A 25,266-nucleotide genomic window follows, 5' to 3' on the forward strand; every position below is an offset into this window, starting at 1 on the left:
CCATTACGTAACTTTTCATTTGACAGTTATACACTCTCAGAAAATCCAGCCTGCGATCCGAAAAGATGAATACCTCTTTAGTTTTTAATTATGTAAGATTAAAAAAATAAGCTATAACGTATTGAAATGCTTTATAAAATACTTTTACTAAAAATTAAATACCATGACCACGAGAACATCGAGACCATTTTATAGACAAAAGAAATACCAAATCATAGCAGCCATTATCCTTTTATTAATCGCTTTCAGGATCTATTTACCTACTCTTGTAAAAAACCAAATCAATAAAACCTTAGCTAATATTCCTGGTTATTACGGGCACGTGGAGGATATTGACATTGATCTTTACAGAGGTGCCTATGTTATTAAGGAAATGTATCTCAATAAAGGAACAGCAAAGACTCAGGTTAAATTTTTAAACTTTCCGCAAAATGATATTTCAATCGAATGGAAATCCATTCTAAAAGGAAAGATTGTGAGTGAGATTATCATGACAAACCCTGAAGTCATCTACGTATTTGAAGACCAGAAACAAAAATCTTCAGATGCAGATGTCGATGATTGGACAAAAGCTTTGACTGACATTGTTCCTATCGATATTAACCACTTCGAAATTCATAAAGGAAAATTAGCTTTTGTTGAGTTACAAGCTGACCCTAACATTGACTTACAAATTACTAATTTAGAAATGACTGCCGATAACCTGCGCAATGTTGTGAGTACAACCAAAACATTGCCGTCCCCGATTAAGGCGACAGGTACTTCTTTTGGAAATGGAAATTTAGCAATCGATGGGAACATCAACTTGATTAAGGAAATACCTGATATGGATCTATCTCTTTCACTAAAATCAGCAAATGCTACAGCTTTAAATGATCTCACAAATCATTATGTGGGGATTGATTTTGACAAAGGAAAATTTGAATTATTTAGCGAAATAGCCATTGCAGATGGATATTTAAAAGGATATATTAAACCGTTATTGACTAATAGTAAACTTATAGGTAAAGAAGATGGAATTCTAGAAACTATCTGGGAAGGCTTTGTTGGCTTTTTCAAATTTGTTTTAAAAAATCAAAAGACAGATACACTAGCACTTAAAATCCCTATTGAAGGAGACTTAAAAGAAGTAAAGACCAGTTCTTGGGAAACATTTATTAGCATTATAGAAAATGGTTGGATTAAAGGATTCAAAAGTGAAACTGATGATGATATTTCGTTTAAAGATGCCTTCATTGATGCAAATTCACCTAAGGACAAAAAAGAAATTAGAAAAGAAAGACGCGAAGAAAGAAAAGAAAAGCGTGCTGAAAGAAGAGAGCAGAAATAGCAGCTTTAATCTTGCTGCTTTTGCTCATCATTTAATCCCCATTGATCTAAGCTTCTTAAAATAGTTTCTAGTGATTGGCCTCTTTTAGTGAGCGCATATTCTACTTTGGGTGGAACGACCGGAAAAACTTTTCTAGAAATGAGGTTGTCTTTTTCTAATTCTCGCACCGTCTCTGTAAACATTTTATTAGAAATGCCTTTTATTTCGGCTTGAGAACTATATAATTACAAATTACCTCCAAATAATCTTAACCTTCTTTAGAAGTAAACTAACTTTATTGAATGAAAGTATTCGTGAATTTTAAATCTGCCACTTTAGATGGTTATAACCGATATTAATTAATGTTAAATCATTTGTTAACGAACTGTAAAATGTTAAAAACAAACATTTAGCCACATGTCTCCTACTCTATTTTTGACCAAAAAAAACAGATAATGAGACAAAGACAATTAAATTATTTCTTTTCCACTTTATTACTAATACTAGTAGGAATAAGTCATCAGTCATTTGCACAAGCTACAAATGCAACGATAAAAGGGACCGTCAAAGACGAATTCAGCATGCCTTTAATGGGAGCAACAATAACTTTAAAAGATGCTTCAACAGGATTCACACTAACCACATCTACAAATGATAACGGTGATTTTAAATTATCTCAATTACCATTAGGAGGACCATATAGTGTTAGTGCAAGATTTACTGGATTTTCAGAATCCATTAGAGAAAAACTATATTTAAATCTTAGTGATGCTGTAACTATTGATTTTATTTTACAAGAATCATTAAATAGCTTGGATGAAGTTATAATATCAAGTAATGGTCTAAGTAAACGTATAGATCAAATAGGAGCTTCCACAAAAATCGGCGCAACGCAAATCAACAAGCTAGCAACCGAAGGTCGAGATTTTACTGGATTAACGAGTCTGTCACCATTGCAAGGAGGCGGAAGTTACAACTTGAGCGGTCAAAGAGGTACATCTACACATGTTACTATAGATGGTACTAATGCAAGAAACCAATTAACAGCGGGCGATATAGGTAGTGGTCCTTACACCATTTCTCAAGAGGCTATTAGAGAATTTGAAGTTTCGACAAATGATTATGATGTAACACAAGGTAGACAAGGTGGAGGATCAATAACGGCAGTAACTAAGTCGGGAACAAATAATCTTTCGGGTAGTGCTTTTTTTTACCATCGGGCAGATAATTTTCAGAGCAAATACAATATTGAAGGTCAAAAAAGAAACTCCGATTTTTATACTTCACAATCGGGGCTAAGCTTAGGAGGACCGATCATTAAAGACAAACTTCACTTTTTTGCAGTTTACGAAAGACAAGATGCGGGAGAACCAGTTAATATTGCAGATATACAAAGTACAGATGATGAAAACCGTCTAGGCATTACGCAAGCCAATTTGGATCGCTTTGTAAATATTGGCCGAAACCTATATGGATTAAGCGACAAACAACAAACCGGACAATTCAATCGCAAAACTGAAGCAAACAACTTATTTGTGCGACTAGATTGGCAAATTAATGACAAGCATAAGTTAACAGTACGTAACTTATATAACAAGTGGGACAATCCTTTTAGTGTTGGTGATAATTCCAATATTAACATGGCTGAAACATATTCAAACTTTAGTTCCTTTGAGAATAGCACTATGCTTTCTCTACGCTCTATGTTTAGCGATGCAATTACTAATGAATTTAAAATTCAATACCAGCATGCCGAAAGAGCTTACACTCCAAATACTCAATTACCTCAGTCAAATATCCCAAGAGCAATTGTACAAATAACGTCTGACTTACCGAACGGCAATAAAAATACTAAGAGCGTACAATTAGGAGGACAACGCTATACTCCAGAAACTAATGTTGAAAACCAAGTACAATTTATTAACACAACCTTCATTAATACCGATAAGGTAGATTTTACTTTTGGTACTGATAATATGATTACAAGATTAGAAACACTATTATCAAATGAACAAAATGGTCGCTTTTATTTCAGTTCATTAGATGAATTTGAAAATCAAAGTGCTTTTAGATACGCAAGAGAAGTACCTTTAAAAGGTTTACCTATAGTAAAACAAACGGTTTTAGACTTATCGCTATTTGCTCAAATGGATGTAGATATCACTGAAGATATAAACTTTACTGCTGGAGTGCGTTGGGATGCTACAAAATTCTTAGAAAACGGAGAATACAATCCTGTAGTAGATGAGCAATTAGGCATTAGAACAGATGAAAAATTAAGCGACTACAATAATATTCAACCTAGAGCCCAATTAACTTACAACATTGGTAGCGCTAACAAAAATATAATTAAATTAGGTGGAGGTATCTTCTCAGCACAACCACACTATTATGCACAAGTTAATAATATTCAAAACAGTGGTACGTTATTAGGAGCAATTGATGTTACCGGAACGAATGTACCAAAACCTGACTTTTTATCTTACCGCAATGATCCTAATACTGTTCCTGGTGTACCAGAGGGAGTCACTCCTTTTTCAACTATAAACGCAGTAGGTGAAAATTTTGAAGTCCCTACTACCTATAAGGCAAATTTAAGCTACACTCACTTTTTTGGTGATCGATATAGTCTAGGATTTAATGCTTTAATTAGTCACACTAAAAACAATTATGTTTACCAGGAAGCAAACCTTGTAAATCAACCTTATTTTATTACTAATGAAGGTAGGGAAGTTTTTGTTCCTGCAAATACAATTAATGGCAAAGGACAAACCGATTGGACGAATTCAAGAATTTCAAATGAAGTGGGCCGTACTTTATTGTTAACTTCTGATGGGATTTTAGATCAAGTCGCACTTGTACTAGAAGGATCTGCTCAAATTGGAAAGGATGGTTACCTTAACGCTAGTATCACTTTCAATAAATCACAAGACAACTCTTCTTACAACTGTTGCGTTGCAAATACCTCTACATTCTTACCCGTTTCGGGAGATCCTCGCAACTTAAATTATGGATATACTGATGATCATTTTGACACAAAATTAGTAATTAACGGAGCAACTCCAACTTGGAAAGGGTTCACACTAGGTGCGAAAGTTGTGGGGCAAGGTGGTACTCGCTACTCCTTGAAAGTTAATAGCAATACAAGTGCAAATGGTGATTTTAGTTTAAGTAATGACATTGCATATGTATATGATCCCAATGACCCTAGTACACCACAGACGATAATCGATGGTTACAATAAAATATTAAATGACCCAGAAACTACTGAAGGATTTAAAACCTACTTGAAGGAAAGTTATGGCGGGTTTGCCGAGAGAAATGGAGGGAAAAATCCATTTTATACTGTAGTTGACTTACGCCTGATTAAAAGATTCGAGTTATCAAATAAAAAACATGGGTTTGAACTGTCTGTGGACATATTCAATTTTGCAAATATGCTTGATAAAGAATGGGGTGTTTCACATAATTATGGAAATCAAAACCTAATGAGCATAACTGGTTTCAATCAAAATACGTTGAGTTATGATTATTCAGTGCAAACAGCAAGTGGTCGTGAGCCAGTAAACGGTACGCCATGGCGATTACAGTTAGGACTAAGATACACCTTCAATTAATTTCATAAAATAAACTATATAATAAAATGAAAAAAAATCAGATACTTCCATTCCTATTTTTGTTTGCAGTGGCGAGTTCCACATTTGCGCAAGACAAATCCCTTTCGGAACACGTAATACTAATTTCAGTAGATGGTTTCAGACCTGAGTTCTACCTAGAAAGTCAATGGCCTGTACCAAATATGAAGAAAATGGTTGAGCAAGGTGTGTCTTCAAAGGGAGTACGCGGAATATTTCCTTCTGTAACTTACCCTTCTCATACTACATTAATAACTGGAGCATTTCCTAATGAGCATGGAATTTATTACAACAATCCGTTTGAAGAAAAAGGTCAAACGGGACGCTGGTTTTGGGAATACGAACTTATTAAAACTAAAACATTATGGACGGCCGTTAAAGAAAATAAGAAAACAACTGCAAGTTTTCTTTGGCCAGTTACTGTTGGAGCGGACATTGATTACAATATTCCCGAATATTGGTACTTAGAAGGTGATTACGGAAATATTAAACCTATGAGAGATTTTGAAAATCCAAAAGGGTTTTTACAAGAGATGGAAACAGAAGTTCTTGGAAAATTAAACAAAAGTACTTTTAACGGAGATTACCTTAATCGAGAAGATCGAATTGGAGAAATGGCTGCGTATACTTTGGAAAAATACAAACCAAATTTTATTTCGATACACCTATTTGCAGTAGATCATTTTCAACATGAACAAGGAAAGGAAGGTGAAAAAGTATATACTTCTATTGCGGCTGTAGATCGAGCTATCGGAAAGATTATGGAAGCATCTAAAAGAGCTGGGATCGAAGATAAAACCACTTTTATAATTACAGGTGATCATGGCTTTGTCGATATTCACTCCGCAATTAATCCAAATATTTGGTTAGTAGAGCTAGGACTAATGGAAGATAAAGAAGACCGTGGGAATTGGAAAGCAGCTTTTCATACTTCAGGAGCATCAGCTTTTTTAATTCTAAAGGATAAGAATGATATAGAAACCTTAAAGATGGTTCAGCGAAAAATAGAGCTCTTACCAAATAGCATCAAAAAGTTATTCAGAGTGGTCGAAAGAGCGGAGCTTGATAAAATTGGTGCTGATCCAAGTGCTGCCTTAGCACTGAATCCAATTCCTGGAGTTTCGATGTCATCAAATAGTAACGGTGCTATTTTAAGCCCTAAAAAGGGAGGGACGCACGGGTACTTTCCAGATTTTCAACAAATAGAAACAGGTTTTCTAGCTTTTGGAGCAGGTATTTCAAAAGGCAAAAAGATTGATAAAATGGGCCTAGAAGACATTGCCCCTGTGGTTAGCAAACTATTAAATTTGAATTTTCAAACAAAAGAAGGTATTCTATATCCAGGAATTGTGACTGAAAAGAAATAAATTATTTCTTCAATGTACTGGCAATGGTTTGACGGGTGGCCCCAACAAGGTCACCTTTGTCTTTTTGTGTTAATAGCTCATAGACATTAAAAGAGACACCATGATTATCAATAGCATCTTGAGAATAAAGTTTTTTCAGAAAACTTAATTTTGCTTCTATTGATTTCTCATTAACCTTGAATAATTTCGTTTCAGCCATACACCATCTTTTCGTCAAATAACCAAAGAACCATTCGGCAATATCAGGATCATTTTTTATCTCTCTCTTAAAAAAATCTAAATCATATATCCTGATTTCAACATCTATCATAGCCTTCGAAAATTCAACAAACTGGCCTCCTAAATAATCTAAATTACCAAAGAATTCTCCCGCAGATAATACATCATAAATATATTCCTCCCCGTTCTCAGTATAAGCACCCAGTTTGACAGCACCCCTAACCACCTCATATAGGTACTTATCAATTATCGGAGGTTGGTAGACATAACTTTTCTTTTCAAATACCATTTCAGAGACATAAAGTTTTAAATCATCACCGTAACGCTTCTCTAGTATTTTGTAGAAAGAGAATAATTGGTTTTTCTTTAATTTCGTTTGTGCAATTTCCATATCTAAAATAGTTGAGCTTAAAAGTAGGAATTCAGTATAGTATGCTATTTAAATTAATGTTAACTTAAATTAAACGAATTACTTAACACTATCAGAAAGCAGCTTTAATCTTGCTGCTTTTTCTCATCATTTAAACCCCATTGATCTAAGCTTCTTAAAATAGTTTCCAGTGTTTGGCCTCTTTCAGTAAGCGCATATTCTACTTTGGGTGGAACGACTGGGAAAACTTTTCTAGATATCAGGCCGTCCTTTTCTAATTCACGCACCGTTTCTGTAAACATTTTATTAGAAATACCCTTTACCTCGGCCTGTAAAACTCCCGAACGTAATGCGCCATTTAATAAGTGAAAAAGAACGAGCGGTTTCCATTTTGTTCCTATTAAATTCATTGTGTAATGAAGTGGGCAACTATTATTTTCGATTATTTTACTCATATAAGTATCTTGAAATTAGCAAATTACCCCTTTGAGTAACTATCCTACTTTTTTGTAAGTTCTTGTAGATCATGTAAATGTAATGTAATTTTGTATTTTAAAACAATACATTATGACAACAGACAACACTTATCCAAAATCTTTTTCACATATTGGAATCACTGTTCCTGATATTAAAAAAGCGGTTCAATTCTACTCAGAGGTAATGGGCTGGTATGTGATCATGGAACCATCAACTGTAACTAAAGAAAAAGAAACTGCTATTGGCCAAATGTGCATAGATGTTTTTGGTGACGAATGGGAAACATTCGAAATTGCACATCTATCGACATCTGACGGAACTGGCGTTGAACTTTTCTCTTTTCCAAATGGCGTGAAAGAAGCAGTTCCTTTTAATCCATTTCAAACTGGATTATTCCACTTTTGTATTCAAGATCCAAATATCGAAGCATTAGTTGAAAAAATTGTTGCCAACGGCGGTAAACAAAGAATGCCTATTCGCTCGTATTATCCTAATGACAAGCCGTACCAAATGTGTTATGTCGAAGACCCGTTTGGGATTGTATTTGAAGTGTACACGCACAGTTATGAGTTAACGTACTCTTCTGGTGCTTATGCAAAATAATAACTTAAAGAGCTGTTCTATAATTGTTAGCGGAACTATTTATAATAATTGATAGAAAAAACTATCTTTGATTGTATCCAAAAAATAGTTTATGACATTACACATTGAAACGCCAGCCCTCCTATTTTCAGCTACATCATTAATTCTGTTGGCTTATACCAATCGATTTTTGACAATTGCCACAATAGTGCGGGGATTGAAAAAAACCTATGACGAGAAGGAAAACAAGAGTATTCTTATCGAGATAGCTAACCTCAACTTGCGACTCACTTTGATACGCTATATGCAACTTTTTGGTGTTGCGAGTTTGTTCCTATCGGTGTTTACAATGTTGGTTTTGTTTTTTGACTTTCAAGTTATTGGTTTGTACTTCTTTGGTGTCAGCTTATTGAGTTTACTAATTTCGCTCGCTTTATCCTTCTGGGAAATCAGCATTTCGGTGAAAGCATTACAAGTTCATTTAAGTGATTTGATTTCGTAACAACAATTTAAACATTTCGTCTCAAAATATTTCAAATGCAAAAAGAGCTGTAAAATTAATTTACAGCTCTTTTTATATTTTAAAAAAATAGCCTCTTAATTAACGAGTCCGCCTTCTTCTTTCTTCTCATTATTTAATAAGCTTGGTGTTTCCTTAGCTAGTTTATTCTTAGTCGGAATTTTATAATTTAAACTAAAGCCAAATTTTCGAGTATCCGTCTTATTACTGATTAACAATGGGGTTTGATACGAGTTGAATGCATTTTCGTTTATATTCAAAATATCATCTGCATAGATCGATAATGTTAATTGATCTTTTAAGAATTTTTTCGAAAAACTAAAATCTAGTGAGTTTCTAAAAGGTTTCACAGCGATGAAGTAAAAATAGTTTCCCTTTGGAATAATGTAATTGTAGTTAGCCACAAACTTAATTTTCTTTGGTAGCACTAACTGTGACATAAAATTAAACATCCAGAATCCCTTTGTATCAACGTTTGGTATGTCATGATACTGATAACCAGCGTAGACATATAAAAAATTCATGGTATCAGGATTGACATTCATTTTCATTGTTTCGGCAAGTCCTTTTGTAAACAACATGTAAGGAATAGGCAGTCCCGCACTGAAATTATGAATTTTAATTTCGGGTAAATTCTCATTAGTATTAATTACTAAATCATCCTGCAAGCTCACTCTATTAATGACTTGATTCTTAGCCGAACTAATATTGTAGCTGATAAAAGCGTAATCAAATGCACTAATTTTTGCTTCGTAATTGTTATAAATTGTTGGTTGTAAATTTGGGTTCCCTGAGTAATCGATATTTGGATTTTGGTAATTGGTATTATTAGGATTTAAGGCGGAGGTGCTTGGTAATGTAATTTTTTTGTTATAATTCACATTAAAATTAATCATTCTATTAAAGTTGTACTGCGCACTAGCATTTGGAAAAAAACGAAATTGCTTGAAAGCGGTAAGCTCAGCTACATCAGTATTTCCTGTTATATTGTAATCTTCAGCTCGACCTCCTAGTATGAAATTAATTTTATCAAATTTAGACTGTAGTTCGACATAAGAGGCTGCTGTTCTTCGCTTGTAATCCAAGTTGGTCACTCCTTTGCTTGCAGCTTCAAATAACAACTCCTCATACAATGCCCCAAAGCTTAATTTCCCTTCGTCAGAAAATTTTAATGGTTGTGAGTAATCTGCTTTTACATTATATAAATTTTGATCAGAGGAATTTTCTAATGTCGCGACTGCATTTCCTTTTCCGGTCAATTCAAAATCGTTTGTATTATTATTGTAGTTGAATTTAAACTCTAGTTTTTGAGCAGGATTTTCAAATTTCTTTTGATAGGTAACTACGGCGTCTTGGCGCAAGCCTGTATTAACCGAGGCATCATTTGTAGTAAAACCAAGGCCAGTACCAGTAGTATAACTGTCATTGTTATTTTGAGTAATATCATAATTCAACAATAATCTGTCTTTTCCTATGTCAAAAGTCAAAGCCGATTTAATGTAATTATTCCTCCCTACACGATCAGCATTCGTTTGAGATAATACTGTGTTTTCATCATTCAATTGTTTCTCAAGCGTATTCCAAATCGCACTTTCTCGGTAATTTTGACCTAAATTTAATTGCCACCCAAAGTATTTATTTTTAGCATTCAGCAAAACACTATTACTCAACTTCCATCTTAAGCCATCATAATCGGTAAAACTGCTACTATTTGTATACGTAGCACTCAAATAATTTTTGGCATTTCTATTAGTGATAATATTCAAAATCGCTCCCCCAGAAGTTGCAGGAAACTCCGCTCCAGGTTGCGTGATTATCTCGATTTTCTCAATAGCATTTGCAGGCATTCCTTCTAGAAACGAGTTCAATTCATTAGAGGATATATTCAAGGGGCGACCATCCATAAATACGTCTAATTGTTTCCCTTGATACATCATCCCTGCAATGTCAGAGGCGATTAATCCTGGTAATTTTTTAATTCCTTCAAGTACAGATCCCGTATTCAAACTAGGTTGATCAGCAAAATTAAATATGGTTCGATCTGCTTTTTGTTCTATTGCTTTCTTGGTTTTAATAATGGCTACCTCATTTAATTCGGTAGTTTTCTCAACTGGTTTTTCAGGAGTAGTTTGCGCTGTCGCAAAAGTGATACTGCCTAAAAACACCAAGGCAATAAAAGGAATCTTTTTCATATTTTTTATATCAGATTTCCTATAAGTCAACGTTATACCTATGTTGTTACAATTTAATTCTAAAAAATTTAACTATTGAAGATTAAACCTTCGTCAAATATAAATATCTTACAAAGTACCCCAGCTAACAAATACCACTTCACATGAATAAAAGTGCATTATGGTCCCTTCGTTTGGGATTTTCAAACAAGGAGAATGAAAAAATAAATCAAAAAGGTCTTCAGTCATTTTTAAAGGATTCATTTAAAGTTCCGTTTAACGCTAGCATCCCTAATTTTTTATCGAATAGTCCTAAAACTGCCGAAGAATTAAAAGAAAGACGACTACAGTTAAAAGCAATTTCAAAAGAAGAGCAAAAGAAAGCAAGAAAAGCAGAAAATCAAATCTCTGAAGCCATGAAACAATGGTGGGTTGACAAAATGATTACTGCAGAATATCCTTTACAAGAAAAAATGACTTTGATGCTACACAATCATTTTGTGGCAACGTACCAAAAGGTAAAAGTAAATCATTGGGTTTTTGAACACAATCAAATCTTGCGTAAAAATGCTTTTGGAAATTACAAAACACTTACTAAGGAAATTGTAAAAAGCAATGCTATGGTGCGCTATCTTGACAACACTCAAAATAAAAAAGGAAAAATAAACGAAAATTTGAGTCGGGAATTACTAGAATTATTCACGCTCGGAATTGGGAATTATACAGAGGAAGATATTAAAAATGGTGCGAAAGGATTAGCAGGATTAACCACAGCTGATGACCAAGCTACTTATAAAAAAGCTTTTACCGATGATGCTGTAATTACTTACCTAGGCAAAAAAGGTGTTTTTAAAGCAGACGAACTCGTGGATATTATTTTCGAACAAAAAAACATTCCGTATCGAATGACTCGAAAGATTTTACAATGGTTTATTTATGATAATCCTAAAGAGGAACTAATTACTTATTATGGAGATTATTTTCGAAAAGTAAACTTTGAGTTCGAACCGTTACTAATGAAAATATTTACCGAAGAATATGAAAAAAATACTGCCGGCTCTAAGATAAAAAATGCTGTAGAATACAATTTACAGTTGTTAAATGAGTTGCACCTTGAAAACATTAAGAGCAATGCAATAGTCAACTTCTTGAAGCAGCAAAGTATGGATTTATTCAATCAACCTAACGTAAAGGGATGGGAAGGCGGGAAATCATGGCTAACTACTCAAATTTTCTTGCAACGTGTCACACTTGCTGATGCTTACTGTCAAGGTCGCGCATTTAATAGACAGGCAATGAATGAAAAAACAGCCATGAATAAAGCCAAAACTATCCATCTAGAATGGGAAAAAGGAGACAACAAAGCCATCATTGCGGCATTAACAAACCGATTGTTATTTACAGTAAGTCCCGAATCTCAAAAAGATTTTGAGACTTTATTGCGACATGACTTTGATCCTAATATCCCTAATGCAAATCAGGCAGTATTGCGCCTGTTCAATGCTATTATTAAAGAACCTGAATTTCAATTAATCTAGCCATAGCTACTAACACCTAACATTATGAACAGAAGAAATTTTTTATCATTAACAGGTACTTTTACTGGCGGAGCGCTATTATTACCTGATTTTTTATTCTCATTTAGCAAACAAGAAAACTTAATTATAGGCGAGCAATGTGTGGTCTTTGTCCAATTGAATGGAGGAAACGACGGCTTAAATACATTTATTCCCTATCTCGATCCTTTGTATTACGAAATGCGCCCTAAGATTGCCCTTTCAAAAGAGGATGTAATTGCAGGAAATAAGGAAATGGCTTTTCATCCTGCTTTGAAGGGCTTTGCTCAAATGCAGCAAAACGGTGATTTGAGCGTAATTCAAAACGTAGGATATCCAGAGCCTAACAGATCCCACTTTAGAAGTCAAGAGATTTGGCAAACTGCCTCAAATTCTAATGAATATCTTGACGAAGGATGGCTGGGTCGCTACCTCGATTTGCAATGTACCACGCACACGCCTACCGCAGGAGTGAACATAGATAACATTGATAATTTATCACTTAAAGGAGATGTTCCCAATGCAATTACCATTAAAAACCCAGAGCAATTCAAGGTTAAAAATGGAAAAGAAGAGAATACAACTTTATCTGAGAACCCTGAGTTGGATTTTGTTCGAAAAATAGCCAATTCTGCCGTGGAAGGTTCAGAACAAATTCAGAAAGCTTTGACGCATGCTACAGATGAAAATTCGTATCCTAAAACAGGACTAGGGGAAAACATGTCATGGATAGGTCGCTTAATTAAAGGAAATTTAAATTCGAAAGTATATTACACTTCCTTAAATGGTTTTGACACCCATGACAACCAGCTAGCGCTACACAAAGGAAAACTATCTGAATTAAATGATGCCCTATTTAGTTTTTACACCGATATGAAAAATGCTAAACTTTTGCAGAATGTTACTGTGGTAGTATTTTCTGAATTTGGAAGACGCGTCCATGATAACGGAAATGGTACAGATCACGGTACAGCGGCGCCCATGTTTATAATTGGCGGAAGCAATAAAGGAAATGTTGTGGGCAGTAATCCTAATTTGTCTGATTTACAACAAGGGGATTTGAAACATCAAGTCGATTTTAGAAGTGTGTATGCGACCTTATTAGAAGATAAATTAAATTTTGACCCCGTAAAAATTGGCATTAAAAACCCACTAGTAACCGACTTATTTTAAAAATAATCATACTGTTAAAGTAAGCTTAGAGATGAAAGCGTATCTTTGCCCCTCTAAAAATTTAACAATGTCAAATAATACAGTTTTAAAAGGGGTTTTTCTAGTAGGTCTAGGCGCTACAAGTTACGGTATGCTAGCCACTTTTGTGAAGCTTGCTTACGGAGATACAGGAATTACAGGAAATCCATATACCACTGCTGAGGTTACCTCATCACAGTTTATCTTAGGAATCATTGGGATTCTATTAATTAATTTATTCCAAAAAAATAAGAACAAGAACAACGTAAAAAAAGCGAGCTCGCGTAATATTTTTCAGTTAATGTTAGCCGGAACTTCATTAGGAATGACCAGCGTATTTTATTATTTAGCTGTGCGTTACATTCCGGTTTCAATAGGAATCGTTTTACTAATGCAAACCGTATGGATGGGAGTAATTCTCGAAATGATATTAGAGAAAAAACTACCTTCTAAGCAAAAAGTCATATCGGTAATTATCGTATTAATAGGTACTGTACTTGCTACAAATCTTCTAAAAAACGAAATTCAGTTAGATTGGCACGGAATCATGTGGGGAATGTTTGCAGCAGGATCATTTACAACCACTATGTTTACAGCAAATCGCGTAGCTACCGAGATTTCTTCGGCACAACGTAGTTTGTATATGCTATTAGGTGGAGCGGTGATCGTTTTTGGTTTCTCAATAGCGACGCAAACAACGCCATTCAATTATGACATTTTTTATAAGTGGGGAATTATCATGGCTCTTTTTGGAACTATAATTCCACCAATGTTAATGAATGCAGGATTTCCTTTAACAGGAATTGGATTGGGTAGTATTGTATCTGCTTTAGAGTTACCTATTTCTGTAATGATGGCCTTTGTATTATTAGGCGAAGAAGTTATCGCAACACAATGGATGGGAATCTTATTAATCATCATTGCCATTGTGATTATGAACTTGAACTTTAAGCGCAAGCAAATAGTTTAGTTCTTTTTGCCTAAAAAAAGAGTACATTAGGAGCTATTTTTAATCTAAAACAATATGACTTTTCCCTGGCATTTATATTTGATGGCTTTTATATACTTCATAGCAGGTCTAAATCATTTTAGGAGTCCGAGAATGTATCAAAAAATTATCCCTGATTATTTTAGCAACCCTAAATTGCTGAATGTAATTAGTGGCATTGCAGAAATAATTTTAGGTATAGGACTCGTCATTCCAATGCTTTCAGTTTACGCAGCATGGGGAATTATAGGGTTATTAATTGCCGTCTTCCCAACACACATTTATATGTACAGTAATCCTAAAGTACGAATGGGCTTACCTAAGTGGGTTTTACTACTGCGCATGCCTTTGCAGTTAGTATTAATTTATTGGGCTTACCAATACACATAAATAGCAAATCACAAATTTTAAAAATCCCTTTGTTCAACGCAATTGAACAAAGGGATTTTCTATATTATACAAAATTCGAGTCTTGAAAGTCTTGTTATCAATATAAATATCAGGTACCCCTACTGATTTTAAACCATTTTGAATATGTTGTAAAAGTTATTTGATTGTAAGTAGATGTGTACCAATATCAAACATAAATGACCGCTTCTTAATCGCTCAATATTAATTATCATTCTAATTTAAAAAAAAGATAGCGTTTTCCTGCGAAGTAAAAATTATTTTTATTAATATTGGTATCTAATTTAGAATCAATTATATTAATCATTAAAACCTATTTGAATTAATTTTCACATGATGAAAAAGAGTAACCGCAAAGAACTGAACTGGGAGCAAACAGAAAAACTTGTAGCATTAGCATTAGAAGAGAAAAATCCTTTTGAAATTATAAAAAAAGAATTTGGCCTCGCTGAAAAAGAAGTTTTGGAGATAATGAAGAAAAAGCTGCCCGCTGAAAAATTTGAAATGTGGAAAAAGAAAGCTAGTTCCAATAAACCAAAACCAAAGCCAATTAAAATCGATGATTTTGATGAAGATTTGGATGGTAAATATTATATAAAAAACAAATTTGATTAATCAAATTTCTAAAAGACACTCTGCAAAGCGTGTCTTTTTTTTATACAAAAAAGTAACACCTTTTTTGTAACAGATCTTCACTACGATCGACTTATCAATAAAATCACAATAAATGAAAAAAATAGTATTTGCACTTTCTGCTGCAATTGTATTAATGGGTTGTAAGTCAACCAGCACAGCCGTAAATGCCGAAGTTAAGGAGGAAGTTAGCGTAGCAATAGATTTAAACAATGTCACTAATGACAAAGTACAGGTCGCTATAGTAACGCCAAGATTTAAAACAAATCAAGTTACTTATAATATTCCAAAAATAATTCCAGGAACTTACTCTATCGATGATTACGGAAAGTACATTGAGAATTTTAAGGCATTTAATGCAAAAGGCGCTGAACTTACTGTAGTTAAAAGTGACGACAATTCTTGGACCATTCAAAATGCCAAAGAGTTATCTAATATTAGCTACTCTGTAAATGACACCTACGACATCGAAGGAACTCACGAGATTTTTTCTCCTGCAGGAACTAATATTGATGCTAATAAAAACTTCATGTTAAACATGCATGGTTTTGTAGGATACTTTGACAGTAAAAAAGATGTCCCTTATACGGTAAGTATTGCGCACCCTGAAACATTATGGGGAGCAACATCTATGATCGATAGTGATACAACAGCTACAAATGATGTTTTTACTACTCCACGCTATGCTGAACTAGTAGAAAATCCAATCATGTATGCCAAACCAGATTACACTACTTTCACGGTTGATGGAATGGAAATCTTGATAAGCGTTTATTCTCCTTCAGGAGCTGTAACTGCAGAAAGCATTACGCCAGAAATGAAAACAATGATGACAGCTCAAAAAACATTTTTAGGCAAAACAAACTCAACTAAAAAATACAGCGTTTTACTTTATCTATCGACGATGAAAGAAGACGATGCAAAAGGTTTTGGAGCATTAGAACATCCTACAGCTACCACAGTGGTGTTGCCAGAAATGATGCCAAAAGAAGAACTAGTTAAATCTATGAAAGATGTCGTTTCTCACGAATTCTTTCACATTATGACACCACTTACAATTCACTCTAAAGAGATTCAGTTTTTTGATTACAACACACCAAAAATGTCAGAACATTTATGGATGTACGAAGGAGTAACAGAGTATTTTTCTAATTTATTCCAAATCAATCAAGGTCTTATAGACGAAGCCGACTTTTACGACCGTTTGTCAAAACAAATCGAGCGCGCTAATAACATGAACGATACCATGTCATTTACTAAGATGAGTTCAAATGTATTAACAGAACCATACAAAACGCAATACATTAATGTTTATCAAAAAGGTTCTTTGATAGGAATGTGTATTGATTTAATCATTAGAGAGAAAAGCAATGGCGAAAAAGGTATTCTTGACTTAATGCGCAAATTAGCGGCAGAGTACGGAGTAACAAAACCATTTGACGACAAAGATTTGTTTGCAAAAATTACAAGTTTGACTTACCCTGAAGTAGGCGCGTTCTTAGAAAAATATGTAGCAGGTACTACTCCAATTCCTTACAGTGAATTTTTAGGAAAAGTAGGTGTAGGTTTGTCAAACCAAAAAGTTCCTGGAAATATATTTTTAAAAGGTCAAGTTCCCTACATCACTGTTAATCCAGAAACCAAAGAAATCATGGTCCTTCCTGAAATTGAATTGAATCCGTTTTTTACAGCATTAGATTTAAGAGGTGGTGATACGATTCTTGCGATAAACAACAAACCATACTCACTTGTAAACATTTACGAAATGATTACAGAAAGTACTACCTGGAAAGAAGGTGACGCAGTAACTGTAAAAATTAAAAGAGATAGTAAAGAGCAAACTTTAACTGGTAAAGTAGCTTTCCCATACGAGGAGCAAGAGGTTTTAGAAGTTAATGACCCTAGCAAAAGCAGCTTGAAAAATGCTTGGTTAAAAAACTAATTATAGCAAGTTTTAAAAACAGCATTCTATTTTGATAATGCCCCCAAAAAGTTAGACACTATTTGGGGGTATTTTTATACTAAATAACATGAACATGCGCTATCTACTTTCCAACTATTTTCTTTATTTTGCACCAAAATTATAACCAATGAAAAAATCAATTCTTGCACTTGCTAGCTTATTAATAGTAGCATCCTGCAACAAAACCGAATCAAATGCCGACTTGTACATAACAGGGAACATAAAAGGATTAAAGAAAGGAACTTTGTACATTCAACGTATTGTTGATACCGCTCTCGTAGCAATTGATACAATCGTTATTGACGGTAAATCTACCTTTGAAGCAGAACTAGACTTGAAATCACCTGAGATGTTATATTTATTCCTAGATAGAGGAGTGAGCAACTCAAAAGATAATAATATCGCTTTTTTTGCCGAACCTGGTAAAATGACGATAGAAACAACTTTAGATTCTTATTTAATGGATGCTAAAATTACAGGATCTAAAAATCAAGAATTATTAGAAGAGTATTCAAAAATCAATTCGAAATTCAATGAGGAAAATTTAGATTTAATTGCAAAAAAATTCAAAGCCATTAAATATAAGAAAGAAGCCGCGATAGATAGTTTGACTAAAAAACAGGAGTCTAATATCAAACGAAAATATTTGTTTGCTACTAACTTTGCAATCAATAATAAAGATCATGAAATAGCACCTTATATTGCGTTAGCTGAGATCTATGATATTAATCTAAAGTATTTAGATACTATTCAAAAATCAATGACTCCTAAGGTAGCGCAATCACTCTACGGAAAGAAGCTAACATCATATGTGAACGATATCAAAAAGCAATAATCGCACTTTACAATCTAGAATATAAAAAAGGCCTTGTATTTAATTACAGGGCCTTTTTTGTATGCAAAAAAAAACCACCTAACAAAAGTTAGATGGTTTTACGATGAGCCGGCGGAGGGACTCGAACCCACGACCTGCTGATTACAAATCAGCTGCTCTAGCCAACTGAGCTACGCTGGCGTCTCATTTCGAGTGCAAATATACAGATGAATTTCAATATTACAAATAAAATTTACAATAAAATTCAACTTTTTTTCAACTGCTTATTTTTAAGATATTTAGCTTTTTAAAATAAAAAAACCACCTAATAGATTAGGTGGTTTTGCGATGAGCCGGCGGAGGGACTCGAACCCACGACCTGCTGATTACAAATCAGCTGCTCTAGCCAACTGAGCTACGCTGGCGTCTCATTACGGGTGCAAATATACAGATGAATTCGTGTTTTCCAAAATAAATCTGCTATTTTTTATCGTTTTTTTTGACTACAATTCGTTGATTTTAGCAATCAATTGATTTGCAGTTTGTTCCAATTCAACATTGATTTGTTTGAAGTGCGCTTTTTTGTTTTCAACATTTTTAGCGTTCACTTTTGTGATCAAAACATCAAAAGCAGCGATAGCTTCATCAATTAAATTATTAGTTTCTGTAGTTGGTTTCCCAGTTGTAGAAATTTCAAATAAGTAAACCGCTTCAATAATATCTCCTAATACGTAGTTGATGTCTTTCTTTAAATTCTTAATGTTTGCCATTTTTTTTAATTTTAATTTGCGTCTGCAAAAGTACATATAATCTTTCTATTACTAACTATGAAATGTATATTTCTAAAATAGAAGCTTTTCCAGTGACAATGTAATAATCCATAGCGGCAGGAATCAAAACTGTATCTCCTTGTTTATAGCTATAAATGGTTTTATCATACTCTAATTCAAAGGCTCCGTCAATACACATATAGACTGTAAAGCTATTTCCAGTTTTGCTAACTTTCATCTTTTCTGTCAAAGGAATAAAGTTAGTGGTAAAATAGGGACAGTTAACAATTGAATTAGATTGGTTTTCCTCTTCTAAGTAGGGCTTTCTAGTATCAAATTTCTTATAATTAATAGCCTCAAGTGCTAAGTCTACATGCAATTCTCTTTTATTACCTTGAGCATCTTTTCGATCAAAATCATACAAACGATACGTGATATCAGAGGTTTGCTGAATCTCGGCAATTAATAATCCCGCACCAATAGCGTGAACAGTTCCAGTTTCTAGAAAATAAGCATGGCCTTTTTTAACCTCAACTGTATCTAAGATAGAAAGCAAGCTATTATTGTTTAAATGCTCTAAATATTCTTCTTGAGAAGAGTCTTCTTTAAACCCTACAATAATATTCGATTTAGGATCTGCCTGCATCACGTACCACATTTCTGTCTTTCCAAAAGAATTATGACGCTCCTTAGCTAAAGTATCATTAGGATGAACCTGAATAGATAAATCTTCACGAGCATCTAAGTACTTAAACAATAATGGAAACTGTGTTCCAAACTTCTCGTGCACCTCAGTTCCTAAAATACCATTGGGATTATCTTCAATAAGCTGTGTTAATGTTTGTCCTTTTAAATCTCCATTAGAAACTACACTTACATCACCAGCAACAGTAGACAACTCCCAGCTTTCTCCAGTAATAGAAGAAACAATAGGTTTATTTAAAACAGTTTTCAATTTTTCTCCTCCCCAAATTCTATCTTTTAGAATAGGATTAAACTGTAACGGGTATATTTTTGCGCTCATAATTAAACTATTTCTTTACATTACAATTGTAATTTTTTTACTTCTTCAAGCGCGCGTACGATGTGCTGCGCTCCTAATAAATTATTAAAAATCATCGTTATCACCCCTTGCCTATTTATAACATACGTTATTCGCGCTGGCAACAATCCAAATAATGATTTTTGAAAACCAAAAACATTTTTTACGGTGCCATCTTGATCAGATATTAAATTGAATGGCAACTTGTATTTATCTGCAAAAGCGCCATGTGAAACAGCATCATCTGCACTCACACCTATAACCTCGGCTCCTAAATCTACAAATTCTTGATAACTATCTCTAAAACTGCAAGCTTGCGTTGTACAAATAGCAGTATTGTCTTTTGGGTAAAAATAGAGCACAACTATCTTTTTCTCAATATGATTTGCACTGTCAAATATATTTCCATTCAAATCTGTTGAAATAAAATGCGGTACCTTATCCCCTACTTTTAAAGCCATTATTCTCCTCTATAGGTTACAAAATTTCTTGCTGTCTCATATAGAATTACTTCAATATCAAAAGAAGTTTCAATTCTTTTGCGAATTTTATTCCAAATCACAACTGCGATGTTTTCTGCCGTTGGATTCAAATCTTTAAATTCAGCTACATCAACATTCAAATTTTTATGATCAAATTGATCTTCAATCTCTTCTTTGATTATATCTGCTAAAAACTTTACATCCATTACAAAACCTGTTTCTGGATCAATGGCACCAGTTACGCTCACCGTCAAATCATAGTTGTGACCGTGAAAATTAGGATTGTTACATTTACCAAAAATTGCATCATTTTTTTCAAATGACCAATCTTTTCGATACAAACGGTGCGCCGCGTTAAAATGTGCTTTCCTACTTATAGTAACTCTCATAAATTTTGATTTTGTTATTTCAGATTTCTATTCGAATAAAAATCCCTAATCCACAATTAAATAAAATGCTATTATAATTTATGGTCTTCTAAATAATGATAGAATTCGTCAAAAATAATTTTAAACCATACTGTATATTGCTCTGGAAATTCTTGCATGTCTTGTTGTACCGCTTCGATACTCATCCATTTCCACGCTTCTACCTCATCAGGATTAATCACAGGTTCCTCATTATAATAACCTATCATCACGTGATCTAACTCATGCTCTGTTAATCCATTATCAAATGGTGCTTTGTAAATAAAATGAAAAAGCTCTTTAAGCTCAGCTGTAAAACCCATTTCCTCGTATAGCCTTCTTGTTCCAGCACCTATATTTGTCTCGCCTTCGCGTTGATGACTACAACAAGTATTTGTCCAGAGTAAGGGAGAATGGTATTTATGATGCGCTCTTTGCTGCAACATCATCTCATTTTTACTGTTTAAAATAAAAACAGAAAATGCGCGATGCAGCACTGCTTTTTCATGTGCTTCTAACTTAGGCATCAGCCCAATCTGCTCGTCTTTTTCGTTTACTAGTATTACGTTCTCTTCTATCATAATTATTTTTAGCCAAACAAAAATACAAAAAGATATATAATAAAGGAGGGCTTTAACGTTCTGTTTCGAATTGTTAAAGGCTATTTATATTCAATCAAAAATTAAGCTACAATTAGCTCAAGGTTATTTGCTTATCTTTACTTTTAATACCGCAAAAACACTGCAAAACATGCCTGAAATTTTTATTCGAAAAGCTGTAAAAACCGACTTAGACATCCTGCTTACATTCGAGCAAGGTATTATTGAAGCCGAACGCCCTTTTGACAGCACTTTAAAATCTGAAAAAGTTAGCTATTATGATATTGAAAAAATGATTCAGTCACAAGATGTAGTCGTGGTTGTCGCTATCGGTGATAATAATATAGTAGGATCAGGGTATGCTAGAATAGAAAAAGCAAAACCTTACTTAAAATATTCTAAATATGGCTATCTGGGCTTTATGTACACTCTTCCTAAATTTAGAGGCAAAGGTGTTAATGCAGCAATTATAAAACATTTAATTAATTGGTGCAAGAATGAAAATGTAAACGAAATTAGACTTGATGTGTATAGTGAAAATACGATTGCCATTAACGCTTACGCGAAAGCTGGATTCAAGAAACATTTGATTAACATGAGGTATGACGCGGACTGACGGCATTTAATTTATCATAAAGTTATGATTAGCGTTTCACTTTATACTTTTTAAATGTAGTTACTTTGCACTTTTAAATAGTTATTAAAATGAAAGCACTTACTTTTTCTGAATTTGGTTCTTCAAAAGTTCTTAAATACGCTACTATCGCCGATCCTGTCCTTAAAGAAAATGAGATCTTGGTCGAAATGAAAGCCATTGGTTTAAATTTTGGAGATATTTATAGAAGGAAAGGCAACTATTATTTGACTGGAGTACCGCCGTTCATCGCGGGATATGAAGGAGCTGGTATTGTAATAAATTCTAATAATACTTCTTATACTGTGGGTGACCGAATTGCTTTTGCGGATGTACCTCTAGCTAATGCAGAATTAGTAGCAGTTCCTATAGAAAAAGTGATTCCTCTTACTGACGAAATTAGTTTTGAGACTGCCGCTTCAGTTTTATTACAAGGATTGACCGCTACCTACTTAGCTACAAATAGCCACAAAACTATTGCTGGAGAAACTGTATTGGTGCACGCTGCCGCTGGTGGTGTTGGTCAGTTATTAATTCAAATAAGTAAACTGCTTGGAGCAACCGTTATTGGACTAACTTCAACAAAAGAAAAAGCCGAATTTGCCTTATCAAACGGCGCAGACAATGTTTTTTTATACGACGAGGATTGGAGGAAAAAAGTACTTACTTTATGTCCACAAGGCGTCGATGTTGCTTACGACTCCGTAGGGAGTACATTAAGTGATAGTTTCGAAATCACAAAAGATTGCGGTCAAGTGGTCTTTTTTGGAATGTCAGGTGGTGATCCTGATTTTATAAACCCAAGAATGCTGATGGACAGTTCCAAAACGCTCACCGGTTGCGATTTGTGGAGTTACCTCAACTCTAAGGAAGAAAGGATTAACAAAGCAAACCAATTGTTTGACTGGATCAATTCCGGACAAATTAAAATACGTCCAGCCACTTCATTCAAGTTATCCAAAGGTAGAAAGGCACACGACTACTTAGAAAGCCGAAACAGTACTGGAAAAATCATATTAATACCTTAGTCCCAGTACGCTTTCGACCTAAAATTTAATTTTACTTCTTATTCAAAATTGCACCAATCATTAAAGCACATTTTTCTCCATCAATTGCCGCTGATATAATTCCACCAGCATAACCTGCACCCTCACCACAAGGATACAATCCTTTAATTTGTAAGTGCTCATAGGTAATTGCGTCTCTAGGGATACGCACTGGAGAAGATGTTCTTGATTCTGGTGCGTGTAAAATAGCTTCGTTTGTTAGATAGCCTTTCATTGATTTTCCAAATTCAGTAAATCCTTCACGCAGTATTTGTGTTAGAAAACCTGGAAAAACCTGTCCCAATTCCACTGATGTCGTTCCTGGAACGTACGAGGTTTTAGGAATTTCTGAAGAAACTTTGCTCTTTGTAAAATCAATCATTTTTTGAGCGGGAACTTTTTGACTTTCTCCCGCAAGATGCCATGCTTTTTGTTCGATACTTTTTTGAAATTCTAAACCTGCAAGAGCACCAAATTTAGCATAGGGCTTAAAATCTTCTAATTTCAATTCGATTACAATTCCGGAGTTTGCTGTCACTTGATCCCTTTTTGACGGCGACCAACCATTGGTAACCACCTCTCCAGGACTTGTTGCACAAGGAGCGATTACACCTCCTGGACACATACAAAACGAATACATTCCGCGACCGCCAACTTGCTTTACAATACTATAAGGTGCCGGTGGCAATAGTTCGCCACGATAATCGCAACTGTATTGAATACTGTCAATTAAGGACTGCGGATGCTCTGCACGCACACCTAGTGCAAAAGGTTTTGCCTCGATGAATATCTTTTTTCGATCTAACATCTCATAGATGTCTCTTGCTGAGTGACCTGTCGCTAATATCAATTTATTAGCTGTGATTGTCTGCCCAGTTTGAGTAACAATCCCTTGTATTTCATTCTGTTTTACTAAAATATCAGTGACTCTAGTTTCAAATAAAACTTGACCACCACATTCAATAATCTTATCTCTAATGTCTTGAATGATTTGTGGTAATTTGTTGGTACCAATGTGAGGATGCGCATCCACTAGAATATCTGGTGTAGCACCATAAGCCACTAACAACTCTAATATTCGAGTAACATCACCACGTTTTTTAGATCTCGTGTATAGCTTTCCATCAGAATAAGTTCCTGCTCCACCTTCTCCAAAACAATAATTTGAATCCTCATTTACTAGATGATCTCTATTAATTGCTTTCAAGTCGCGACGTCTTCCTCGTACATCTTTTCCGCGTTCAACTACAATTGGCTTCAAGCCTAATTCAATTAACTGCAATGCTGCAAATAAACCAGCAGGCCCAGCACCTACCACGATTACCTCTTGCTCATTAGCAACATTAGGATAATCTGGAAGCTGTATTTGTTGTTCTTGAAATACATCTCCCTGCATATAAACCGTCAATTTTAAATTGATTTTGATGGCTTTTTGACGCGCATCAATAGATCGTTTTAAAATTGTTATATGTTGAATCTCACTGTTGGCTACTTTTAATAATTTCCCAACGTGATCTTTTAACAATGATTCGTTTGCTGCAGTTTCTGGTGTAACTTGTATTAGTAATTCTTGAGGCATTTGTTTAGTGTAAAAAATTGAGCCAACTTATAATGAGTAAAGTCAGCTTGCAAAAATACTATTTTGAACTGAATTCTGCTTGCGCAAAAGCGAATCCGTTTCAAATAATCCTTTATCGCTTAAAATTGCCGTTAGACTTTGTAACTTTGAACCGTATTAAAAAATTAAAAATATGTCTCGACAAATAAAAATGATATGGGATTTTAGAGGACCCGCTGCTTTAAAAACAGCCGAACACCACGAAATTCACCTTAAAGAATACATCTCTGCAGAAAATATTTCGCTTAATATCACCGGTTTTCAGGAAAAGTCAGAAATGCACGCCATTGCTTTTATGGTGGTGACTGATGAACACATGATTTCGGTAAGAGATAATTTAAAACCACATCGCGCCGAAATTTACACTGGCGTATAGTTATCTTCTAATTCGAAAGATTCGTTAACGGTTTTGATTGCTCATTTTTCAAGCGTCTCAACGCTTGTACAGTAAATATTAATGTCTTG

General features: G+C 34.3%; 24 protein-coding genes, 2 tRNA genes and 1 pseudogene. 15 read left to right on the forward strand and 12 right to left on the reverse strand.

The features are described from left to right. Window positions 1-163: 163 nt before the first annotated feature. A complete protein-coding gene (locus tag H603_RS0101485; RefSeq protein ID WP_026706922.1) occupies window positions 164-1,330 on the forward strand; it encodes a DUF748 domain-containing protein in 1,167 nt (388 codons plus the stop codon). A gap of 5 nt (window positions 1,331-1,335) precedes the next feature. On the opposite strand, the pseudogene H603_RS16245 reads toward H603_RS0101485, so the two are convergent. Continuing rightward, window positions 1,336-1,542, reverse strand: a pseudogene (locus tag H603_RS16245) (winged helix-turn-helix transcriptional regulator); the annotation flags it as partial. A 222-nt stretch (window positions 1,543-1,764) separates the two neighbouring features. Between H603_RS16245 and H603_RS0101495 the strand changes: the two are divergent. Together H603_RS0101495 and H603_RS0101500 are read left to right on the forward strand one after the other, a co-directional pair. Then, window positions 1,765-4,926, forward strand: a complete 3,162-nt coding sequence (locus tag H603_RS0101495) for a TonB-dependent receptor (RefSeq protein ID WP_026706923.1) — start codon at window positions 1,765-1,767, stop codon at window positions 4,924-4,926. Between the two features lie 26 nt (window positions 4,927-4,952). Next, window positions 4,953-6,311, forward strand: a complete 1,359-nt coding sequence (locus H603_RS0101500; protein WP_026706924.1) for an alkaline phosphatase family protein — start codon at window positions 4,953-4,955, stop codon at window positions 6,309-6,311. 1 nt (window position 6,312) lies between these two features. Here H603_RS0101500 and H603_RS16250 read toward each other — a convergent pair whose 3' ends face one another. After that, the gene (locus H603_RS16250) at window positions 6,313-6,921 is read right to left on the reverse strand and encodes a Crp/Fnr family transcriptional regulator (RefSeq protein WP_051219089.1); all 609 of its coding nucleotides are present in this window, start codon (window positions 6,919-6,921) and stop codon (window positions 6,313-6,315) included. Between the two features lie 104 nt (window positions 6,922-7,025). Continuing rightward, window positions 7,026-7,355 (reverse strand): winged helix-turn-helix transcriptional regulator, encoded by a 330-nt coding sequence (locus tag H603_RS0101510; protein ID WP_026706925.1) that lies wholly within the window; start codon window positions 7,353-7,355, stop codon window positions 7,026-7,028. Window positions 7,356-7,467: 112 nt separating this feature from the next. Here H603_RS0101510 and H603_RS0101515 point away from each other — a divergent pair, with 112 nt between their 5' ends. Together H603_RS0101515 and H603_RS0101520 are read left to right on the forward strand one after the other, a co-directional pair. After that, the gene (locus H603_RS0101515; RefSeq protein WP_026706926.1) at window positions 7,468-7,980 is read left to right on the forward strand and encodes a VOC family protein; all 513 of its coding nucleotides are present in this window, start codon (window positions 7,468-7,470) and stop codon (window positions 7,978-7,980) included. Between the two features lie 91 nt (window positions 7,981-8,071). Then, window positions 8,072-8,461, forward strand: a complete 390-nt coding sequence (locus tag H603_RS0101520; RefSeq protein WP_026706927.1) for a DUF2721 domain-containing protein — start codon at window positions 8,072-8,074, stop codon at window positions 8,459-8,461. A gap of 95 nt (window positions 8,462-8,556) precedes the next feature. Here H603_RS0101520 and H603_RS0101525 read toward each other — a convergent pair whose 3' ends face one another. Continuing rightward, entirely contained in the window at window positions 8,557-10,671 is a 2,115-nt protein-coding gene (locus H603_RS0101525) for a TonB-dependent receptor domain-containing protein (protein ID WP_026706928.1), read from the reverse strand. 143 nt (window positions 10,672-10,814) lie between these two features. Here H603_RS0101525 and H603_RS0101530 point away from each other — a divergent pair, with 143 nt between their 5' ends. The 7 genes from H603_RS0101530 (at window position 10,815) to H603_RS0101565 (ending at window position 18,224) form a co-directional block, all read left to right on the forward strand. Continuing rightward, on the forward strand, window positions 10,815-12,188 hold the full coding sequence (locus tag H603_RS0101530; protein WP_026706929.1) for a DUF1800 domain-containing protein: 1,374 nt from the start codon (window positions 10,815-10,817) through the stop codon (window positions 12,186-12,188). Window positions 12,189-12,212: 24 nt separating this feature from the next. Beyond that, complete coding sequence (locus H603_RS0101535; protein ID WP_026706930.1) at window positions 12,213-13,379, forward strand: DUF1501 domain-containing protein; 1,167 nt, start codon at window positions 12,213-12,215, stop codon at window positions 13,377-13,379. Between the two features lie 67 nt (window positions 13,380-13,446). Then, entirely contained in the window at window positions 13,447-14,367 is a 921-nt protein-coding gene (locus H603_RS0101540) for an EamA family transporter (protein WP_026706931.1), read from the forward strand. A gap of 54 nt (window positions 14,368-14,421) precedes the next feature. Continuing rightward, window positions 14,422-14,775, forward strand: a complete 354-nt coding sequence (locus H603_RS0101545) for a DoxX family protein (protein ID WP_026706932.1) — start codon at window positions 14,422-14,424, stop codon at window positions 14,773-14,775. 354 nt (window positions 14,776-15,129) lie between these two features. After that, window positions 15,130-15,408 carry a DUF2805 domain-containing protein gene (locus tag H603_RS0101555; RefSeq protein WP_026706933.1) on the forward strand — a complete coding sequence of 93 codons (279 nt, stop codon included), beginning with the start codon at window positions 15,130-15,132 and terminating at the stop codon, window positions 15,406-15,408. A gap of 112 nt (window positions 15,409-15,520) precedes the next feature. After that, complete coding sequence (locus tag H603_RS0101560) at window positions 15,521-17,368, forward strand: M61 family metallopeptidase (RefSeq protein ID WP_026706934.1); 1,848 nt, start codon at window positions 15,521-15,523, stop codon at window positions 17,366-17,368. Window positions 17,369-17,516: 148 nt separating this feature from the next. After that, window positions 17,517-18,224, forward strand: a complete 708-nt coding sequence (locus H603_RS0101565) for a DUF4369 domain-containing protein (protein ID WP_026706935.1) — start codon at window positions 17,517-17,519, stop codon at window positions 18,222-18,224. A 106-nt stretch (window positions 18,225-18,330) separates the two neighbouring features. On the opposite strand, the gene H603_RS0101570 is transcribed toward H603_RS0101565, so the two are convergent. The 7 genes from H603_RS0101570 to idi form a co-directional block, all read right to left on the reverse strand. Next, a tRNA-Thr gene (locus H603_RS0101570) sits at window positions 18,331-18,404 on the reverse strand. A 150-nt stretch (window positions 18,405-18,554) separates the two neighbouring features. Then, window positions 18,555-18,628: transfer RNA gene (locus H603_RS0101575), tRNA-Thr, on the reverse strand. A gap of 78 nt (window positions 18,629-18,706) precedes the next feature. Beyond that, window positions 18,707-18,973: a hypothetical protein gene (locus tag H603_RS0101580; RefSeq protein WP_026706936.1), complete on the reverse strand. Its 267-nt coding sequence runs from the start codon at window positions 18,971-18,973 to the stop codon at window positions 18,707-18,709. Between the two features lie 55 nt (window positions 18,974-19,028). After that, a complete protein-coding gene (locus H603_RS0101585; protein ID WP_026706937.1) occupies window positions 19,029-19,997 on the reverse strand; it encodes a type I phosphomannose isomerase catalytic subunit in 969 nt (322 codons plus the stop codon). Between the two features lie 20 nt (window positions 19,998-20,017). Further along, a complete protein-coding gene (locus H603_RS0101590) occupies window positions 20,018-20,476 on the reverse strand; it encodes a peroxiredoxin (protein WP_026706938.1) in 459 nt (152 codons plus the stop codon). Then, entirely contained in the window at window positions 20,476-20,886 is a 411-nt protein-coding gene (locus H603_RS0101595; RefSeq protein ID WP_026706939.1) for a 6-pyruvoyl trahydropterin synthase family protein, read from the reverse strand. Before H603_RS0101595 ends, H603_RS0101590 begins: the two co-directional genes overlap by 1 nt. A gap of 71 nt (window positions 20,887-20,957) precedes the next feature. Next, complete coding sequence (gene idi, locus H603_RS0101600; protein WP_026706940.1) at window positions 20,958-21,485, reverse strand: isopentenyl-diphosphate Delta-isomerase; 528 nt, start codon at window positions 21,483-21,485, stop codon at window positions 20,958-20,960. A 169-nt stretch (window positions 21,486-21,654) separates the two neighbouring features. Here idi and H603_RS0101605 point away from each other — a divergent pair, with 169 nt between their 5' ends. Then, window positions 21,655-22,119, forward strand: a complete 465-nt coding sequence (locus H603_RS0101605) for a GNAT family N-acetyltransferase (protein WP_026706941.1) — start codon at window positions 21,655-21,657, stop codon at window positions 22,117-22,119. Between the two features lie 89 nt (window positions 22,120-22,208). Continuing rightward, on the forward strand, window positions 22,209-23,165 hold the full coding sequence (locus tag H603_RS0101610) for a quinone oxidoreductase family protein (RefSeq protein WP_026706942.1): 957 nt from the start codon (window positions 22,209-22,211) through the stop codon (window positions 23,163-23,165). 31 nt (window positions 23,166-23,196) lie between these two features. Here the strand turns inward: H603_RS0101610 and H603_RS0101615 are convergent, their stop codons facing one another. Beyond that, window positions 23,197-24,762, reverse strand: coding sequence for an NAD(P)/FAD-dependent oxidoreductase (locus H603_RS0101615; RefSeq protein ID WP_026706943.1), 1,566 nt, complete (start codon window positions 24,760-24,762; stop codon window positions 23,197-23,199). 172 nt (window positions 24,763-24,934) lie between these two features. On the opposite strand from H603_RS0101615, the gene H603_RS0101620 reads away from it, so the two are divergent. Further along, window positions 24,935-25,177 (forward strand): hypothetical protein, encoded by a 243-nt coding sequence (locus H603_RS0101620; RefSeq protein WP_026706944.1) that lies wholly within the window; start codon window positions 24,935-24,937, stop codon window positions 25,175-25,177. The last annotated feature ends 89 nt before the right edge of the window (window positions 25,178-25,266 follow it).

Source organism: Flavobacterium frigidarium DSM 17623, assembly GCF_000425505.1.
Lineage (GTDB): Bacteria > Bacteroidota > Bacteroidia > Flavobacteriales > Flavobacteriaceae > Flavobacterium > Flavobacterium frigidarium.